Source organism: Hungatella sp. (genome assembly GCF_046966825.1).
Map to the genome: position 1 here is coordinate 39,799 of NZ_JBKVCZ010000022.1, position 1,580 is coordinate 41,378.

The 1,580-nt window shown below is 48.7% G+C and carries 1 protein-coding gene; it reads right to left on the reverse strand.

The window, feature by feature from the left end:
* The coding region (locus ACLTD4_RS09445; RefSeq protein ID WP_412331265.1) for an ABC transporter ATP-binding protein at positions 1-1,580 on the reverse strand (1,580 nt) is incomplete at both ends.

Below are 1,580 nucleotides of genomic sequence, written 5' to 3' on the forward strand. Positions count from 1 at the left end.
GCGTCCGTTCCTCGCTCTGCTATTTTCCCGTCCTCCAAAACCAGAATTTCATCCACATTTCGAATGCTGGACAGCCGGTGTGCAATCATAATGACAGTCTTCCCCTTCATTAAGTGGGCAAACGCCTTTTGCAGCTCATGCTCATTCTCCGGGTCGATTGCCGCGCTGGCCTCGTCAAGGATCACGATCTTCGCATTCTTTAGCATTGCCCGTGCGATTGCGATCCGCTGCTTCTCACCGCCCGACAGGTATACGCCTTTGGAGCCAATCACCGTATTTTCCCGATCCTTAAACTTATCCAGAATGCTGTCGCAACCTGCCTGATGCAGCGCTTCCATGACCTCCGCTCTTTGAGCGTCTGGGTTCGCCAGACGGACATTCTCGTAAATACTGATGTGAAACAAACGGACATTCTGGAACACAAAGGCGATATTGCGGATTAAGGCGTCCTCTGTATAGGCTTCAATGGGCTCTCCCCCAATCTTGACCGCTCCTCCATCCACTTTGTAAAAACCAGAAATCAATTTGGCAATCGTGGACTTTCCTCCTCCAGAAGATCCCACCAGAGCATAGCTCCTGCCTTCTTTCAGAGTGAAGCTAACATCCTCCAGCACCATCTGGTCTGTATACCCAAAGCATACCCGTTCAAATTCAATGTCATAGTTTTTGAATGTGCTCTTGTTTCCAAATGTAAGCCGATCCTTTTGCATATCCGAAAACACTTGCTCCAGTTTCTCAACCGCCGAAGTTCCCATGAATGCATACATACCTACATACATCACTTTCATAAAGGCGGTAAACAGTACTCCACCCAGGAATAATGTCATAATGAGTTCCACCGCCAACACGGCAGGGTCTTGAATCCGATTCAGCGTTAAGGCTGTCACTGAAACGAGTATGGCAATAGAGCCAAATAGGATCAGCTGGAATAACACATATGGCCTGCGGCAACTCATAGAATAGTTCAAGGCATGTCGTGCATAATCCGTGATTGCCCGATGCAGCGTCTTGAAAGATGTAGCGTCTATGCCAAAAATCTTGAGCACCTGTATCCCGCGTATGTACTCCACGGTCTCGCTGCTCATTGTCTCCAGCGCCTTTTGGTAGACTTCCATAAACTTCTTTTCCCCGGTCATCAGGACAAGGAGCACGCCACTCAGTAGGAACAGAACCAATAGAACAATGCCTACCCGCAGACTGATCAAAAACCCCACCACAAGCGCCAAAAACGGCGTCAGAATTGCTCCGGCATTGTCAGGAATCAGATGGGCTACAATAGAATGAGTTTGGGCTGCGTTGTCATCAATGAGTTTACGTGTCTTTCCCGATGAGTTCAGATCAAAGTAGCGGAAGCTGGCATTGGTCAGGCCGTCAATCCCACGCTTGCGCAAGTTGGTCTCCAGCCGGAAGCCCAACATATGCGTCAAAAGCACGGCTGCAAAATACAAGAGCGAACCGCCAATCAACAGCCCCGCAACCAGAAACGCATTATATTGAGCATGCCCCATATCTCCGTCTACCACCAATCGTTTCAAAAACTCATAGAGGTAGTAATAAGCGCCTACATTGAGCAATGTGGA